Annotated in this window: 4 protein-coding genes and 1 pseudogene; 2 read left to right on the top strand and 3 right to left on the bottom strand. The window is 63.4% G+C overall.

Features of this window, described 5'->3' with window-relative positions:
• Nucleotides 1–67: 67 nt before the first annotated feature.
• The gene (locus VML93_RS17955) at nucleotides 68–874 is read left to right on the top strand and encodes a GAP family protein (protein WP_325612696.1); all 807 of its coding nucleotides are present in this window, start codon (nucleotides 68–70) and stop codon (nucleotides 872–874) included.
• Nucleotides 875–879: 5 nt separating this feature from the next.
• Here VML93_RS17955 and VML93_RS17950 read toward each other — a convergent pair whose 3' ends face one another.
• On the bottom strand, nucleotides 880–1563 hold the full coding sequence (locus VML93_RS17950) for a class I SAM-dependent methyltransferase (protein WP_325612694.1): 684 nt from the start codon (nucleotides 1561–1563) through the stop codon (nucleotides 880–882).
• Between the two features lie 202 nt (nucleotides 1564–1765).
• On the bottom strand, nucleotides 1766–2737 hold the full coding sequence (locus tag VML93_RS17945) for a sulfotransferase family protein (RefSeq protein WP_325612692.1): 972 nt from the start codon (nucleotides 2735–2737) through the stop codon (nucleotides 1766–1768).
• A 339-nt stretch (nucleotides 2738–3076) separates the two neighbouring features.
• On the opposite strand from VML93_RS17945, the gene VML93_RS17940 reads away from it, so the two are divergent.
• A complete protein-coding gene (locus VML93_RS17940; RefSeq protein ID WP_325612698.1) occupies nucleotides 3077–4498 on the top strand; it encodes a hypothetical protein in 1422 nt (473 codons plus the stop codon).
• 108 nt (nucleotides 4499–4606) lie between these two features.
• On the opposite strand, the pseudogene VML93_RS17935 reads toward VML93_RS17940, so the two are convergent.
• Nucleotides 4607–5261, bottom strand: a pseudogene (locus VML93_RS17935) (transposase); the annotation flags it as partial.

Here is a 5261-nt window from a genome sequence, read left to right as displayed (position 1 = left end):
AACCAACAAAAGCCGAGCCTGATCGGCCCATGCGCAAACCGCCGTCCGGCGCAGTCTTGGCAAGGTAGTGTCTCGGGCTGTGTGGGGCTCACTGCTTGGACTGGCGTGTCTGCTGGCTATCAACCCGGTGCTTCTCGCCGTCATCCTTCTCGTGATCTCCCGACCGCGGCCGATGCAAAACCTGGCCGTCTGCTGGGTCGGTTGCCTGATAACAAATGTTCCCTCCGTGCTGGTTCCGCTGCTGATGCTGCACGTCATGCCAGTGTTCAGAGCTACTGCACATAATCTGGCCACCGCGAGCCCGAACTCCACCACCCGGCACATTCAAATCGGCGTGGGTGCACTCGCAGTATCGATCTCCGGTCTGATCGTCGTGCGCTCCCGGGCGCGTCAGCGGGGAAAAGTGCCCGCAGCGGTCGACAACTCCTCGACTCTGGTGCAGGACTCCGGTACACCGGGCGCAATCTCGCTGTCGCGGGGTGGTGACCAAGAGGAGTCGACGGAGCGCGGATCTGCAATGCGGCGGCTGGTTGACCGCTTGAACAACGCGTGGGAAAACGGATCATTGTGGGTCGCGCTGGTGGCCGGTATGACATTCTTGCCGGGGCCCGCCTGGGTTTTGCTCGCAGACACCACCATCGCGGCGTCGGGAGCCCCGATCGGCACGCAGGTCATCGCCGCTATCGCGTTCGTCTTCGTGATGCTTGCAGTTTTTGAGATCACCATCGTCAGCTATCTGCTCACGCCGGAGAAAACCGAAGCGGTCCTGCGACCGCTGCACGAATGGGCGCTGGCTCACCGTGCGCATGTCGTGGCAGCCACCTTGGCACTGGTTGGGCTCTCGACGGTGGCCAGGGGCCTAGGCCTCATCTGAGCCCGCTATCGCGACTGGGTCTTCTTGATCAAATCCCGCACTTTTTTCGGCATCCGTTCGGCCAAAATCCTGCGCGAGAACGAGTCCGTGACCGTGCCGCCGACGATGCGCTGGAGCCGGAACTGACCCTGCAGAGCTGTGTCCGGGTAGCTTTCGGTGAGGTCGACGAACTCGAAGCCGGCGGCCGTTTCGGTTGGCTTGCAAATGAGGAATTGCAGGTGAGGCAGGCCGAAGATGCGCGCGCCCACCGCCTCGGCGAAGTAGATGGCAAATGGAAAGACCAGGGTCGGTTCGAATCGGGCCCCGTGCTGGAAAACCGTGTGCGTGAAGTCATCTCCGCCGATCCAACCGCCGGCGCGGACCTTGGGATAGACGTTGATGAGATCGATAGAAATACCGCGCAGTGTGTGGTCGCCATCGACGTAGACGAAGTCGAGGCTGCCGTCCGGGATCTGGTCGAGGACCTCGATCGTCGTCCCGCGCAGGATGATGCGCTTGTCGCCCGCGAACTCGGTATTGGCCTTGCTCTCCGCCAGGTAGCCGGCGAAGCGGGCATCGTCAGTGTTCGCCGGCTTGTTCCAGCCGTCCAGGTGCCGCCACGGATCAACCATGTAGTACCTCTGGATCGAACTGCAGTCAGCAAGTATCCGCGCCGCGAAGTGGCCCCGATAGACACCGATCTCGGCCATCGACTGGACCCGTGTGGCCTGCAGGAACTCGATCCACAGCTGAAATCGCGACGCCGAATTCGCACACAGGTCTCGCAGCGTCGGCTCTTCGATTTTCATGGCATCCCAGTGGTCTCGATCGCTTGTGCCATATCGGCACCACATCCCTTCTATGTCAACGGTTTTCGCGGAACCCACTAGGGACAATTGTTGCCGGCCCAGCTTAGGCCCAAGTCCCGCTGCGCCGGTTAGCCATCTCGAGGACCTTGTAGTTCAGCCTCAGCATGAACGGGGGGTATAGCCGGTTAACCTTGCGAAAGCGGCGGAAATCCTCAAATACCGTTCGGAAATCATGTTCGCTCGCGCGATACGCCCCGAAAACGCGATCCAGCACAGACTGATCCCAGGGCTCATCCCGCGCAAGCGCGCACAGCGCCTCGTAGACCGTGGAAATCCAGTCTGAGCCGAAAAGCTCTGCCACCGGGCCGACAAATCGCTGGCGCCGAAGATCAGTTTTGAGAAACTCCCCGATTGCGCCCTCATCCCGGGTGCTGAGATCGATCCCTAGCGCTGCGGAAATCCGCTTCATTTCCTTGCGCCAGTCGTCCAGGAGGTTGGTGTACTCCACGAACACCCGCGGCACTGCGCGGGTCTGTCTCTCGGCGAGGAGGTTGTATTTCAACCACAAAGCACCCGAGAGCTCCGGCGAGGCTGGACTTCGCTTGGCAACCGACGCGACGACCTCCTGCGGGTGGCGCACCGTGATCGCGGCCACGACGTCGAACCCGGCCAACCGCGCCGCCCCGAACCACAAGTCGGACAGCGCCGTAATCCTCGGATCCTTGATAACAACCACGCGCGGCGCTGCAGGCAGCGTGGTGAGATATGCCCTGATCTGATTGATCCAGGCGGCCTTCTCGTCGGCGTCGAACGCACCTTCCTCCTGCAGGCGCAGTGTCGGATCAAACATGGTGCTGTGGTGGCGCTGCAGGATTGTTTCGTTGAGGTAGTTGGCTTCGCGCGGCTCCCAATGGCCAAGCGGATTGTCCTGCATGGCGCCCACCAGCCCGGGCGGGAGCGTACCACCGCACAGCGACAGAACCCGCGCTAGCGCCGATGTTCCGGACCTGTTCACACCCAGCACGAACAAAATGAGCGGGCGGGCCGCCGTCCGGCTCTGGTCGGCAGGGGTCACGAGCACAACTCCGCACCCAGTGCTGCGCGCGCGGCACCCGTCGCGGTGGCGCGTCGGCTGATGATCATTGCGACAGGATAGACGGTGACCCGTCACGCGCAATCGCAGTGCAGTGTCACGCCCGCTGCCTCACTGAGCTGTGTGTCGTGGAAGTTGTTCTGGCAGCTGGTGGTTCGGTTAGCCCCACGGACATAAAGTTGGAACCACGGCAGGTCGATGACGGTGTTGAACGCGCGGGTCGCACGCTGACTCGCGGACTGCGTCCCCGGTGCGATTATGCATTCATATAGCAATTCGCGGCGATAACGGCGGGTCACCGTCTATTCTGCGGCCATGACCATGAGCCGAGGGCCAGTCCGGACACGTCGCGCGCACACACCCTTTCGCAGCCGCGCAGCCAATGGTGATGCGCAACTGGATAATCGGCTCGCGTTGGTGGATCAAGGTTTGTTTGCGGGGCATCGCGCCGCCGGCCTGAATTTGGTGATCCAATGCGTCTGGCTTTATCAGCACCCGGTCGATATCGACGGGCTGAAGCGGTTTAGCCACAACCTCGGTTACGGGTTGCTGGGACGGCGTATCGAGCTTTCGCCGCTGAGCTTCGGCCGGCATCGGTGGATCGTTGACCGGGGGACGTCGAACATCGATATCGCCGAGTGCCCCCGTCCTCGCGCTGAACTGACCGACTGGGCTGATGAACGCTCGCAAGTGCCCATTGATGCGGAAGAGGGGCCCGGCTGGCATTTGGGTGTTCTTCCACTTGCGGATGGCTCGACCGCGGTCAGCCTGGTGCATTCCCACTACTTGGTGGACGGCCTCGGACTCGCCCGCACCGTCGCTGATGCGGTCCTGGGCAACACCCACGATTTTGGCTACCAACCGCCACGTTCACGTACTCGACGGCGTGCGGTGGTACAGGATGCCCGCGAAGCAGCACAGGACGCACCTGAGGTCGGCCGGGCGCTGGCCGCGGCGGTGCGACTGGCCCGAAAACAGGTCCGTGCGCGGCCTGATATCGCCCCATCACCGGCGCCGCGACGCGTCGCTCCGGGTGCCGACGGTGATGTCGCTGTCGTCGTACCGGCGGTCGCGATCCACGTCGATTTGGACGAGTGGGATGCCCGTGCGAAGGCTCTCGGCGCAACCGGCAATACGCTGGTGGCAGGATTCGCCGCGAAACTCGCTGAGCATATGGGTCGCCGACGTGCCAGCGACGGCGCAGTCACCCTGCACCTACCAGTGAACGAGCGCGCCGAGGTCGATACCCGGGCAAACGCGATGTCGATCGCGGCTGTGACCGTCGACCCAACTCGGGTTACGACCGACCTGCGTGACGTCCGCACCGCCGTCAAGCAGGCGCTGAGAACGGTGCGAGAGACACCAGACGAATCGTTACAGTTGCGCGCGCTGATCCCGTTCACGCCGCGGCGGGCGTTGAAACGGATGGTTGATGCGGGGTTCACCAACCCTGATGCCCCCGTGCTTTGTTCTAACCTCGGCGAGTTCCACCCGGTCGTGTGCCGCGTCGACGGCACCGAGAGCCAACTCGCGATGACACGAGCGACTGGCCAACACCTAACGCGTCAGTGGCTCGAACGAGCAGGCGGCCAAATGACTCTCCAGTCTTGGCGCACTGGAGGTGCCAAGATCTACGTCACCGTCAACGCGTATCAACCGGGCGCCGAGAACACAAAGCCCGCTCTGCGTGAGGTTGCTGCGCGCACGCTGGCCGAGTTCGACCTCACCGGCGAGATCGACTAGGACGGCGCTGATGTAGGGCCCTTTGGTGGGTTATTTTTCGGCGGCACCCAAGTTTCGACCCCCGATGGCATTTGAAAATGGCCCCTGGGCCCGGGGGCGGGGTTCGAGTCAGGCGATGGCCCAGCCACCTGGTCCGTGGTGCAGGCCCAGGGTGGCCAGGCGGGCGAGGTTGAGGGCGCCGGCTCGGGTCAGGACGTCGGTCAGGATGCGTTTTTTACCGCGACATCGGGCTTTTCGACCGCCCCAGGGGCGCCGGGTGAAGTGGCTGATTTTGCGTTCCACGATGGGCCGGTTGGCCCGGTAGTCCTGTTGCCAGTCGGGATCTTGTTGGCGGGCTTTGGCGTGTTGTAGGGCGGCTCCCTGGGGGTGGATGCTGATCACTCGTCCGCGGCGGGATTTGGTGCACTCGGCGCGCAGTGGGCAGGACTCGCACAGCACACCGAAGCGGGCGACCCGGTAGCGCAGGCCGGCGCGGATCGCCACGGTGTGCTGCGCAGGGCAGGTAACGGTAGCGGCGGCCAGGTCAATGCTGAAGCGGTCTTTGGAATAACCATTGGCGTTGCGTACCGGGGGCACTTTGGTGCGCATGTCATGACCCTGCGCGGTCTACTCATCCAGGGTGGCCCCGTTGGCGTAGGCCGAATCCCCATACACCTCAAAGCCTTTCGACCCCGATCCAGCGGCCGAGTCGCTACCGCCGTCAGCGCCGGTGCCGACGGCCGGCTGGCCTGCCACGGATTCGGTGCCAGCGCCGGGATCACCG

This window comes from Mycobacterium sp. (assembly GCF_035499775.1).
Classification (GTDB): Bacteria; Actinomycetota; Actinomycetes; order Mycobacteriales; family Mycobacteriaceae; genus Mycobacterium.
The sequence above is the reverse complement of the archived record's forward strand: the minus strand, read 5'-3'. Positions and strand labels throughout refer to the sequence as shown.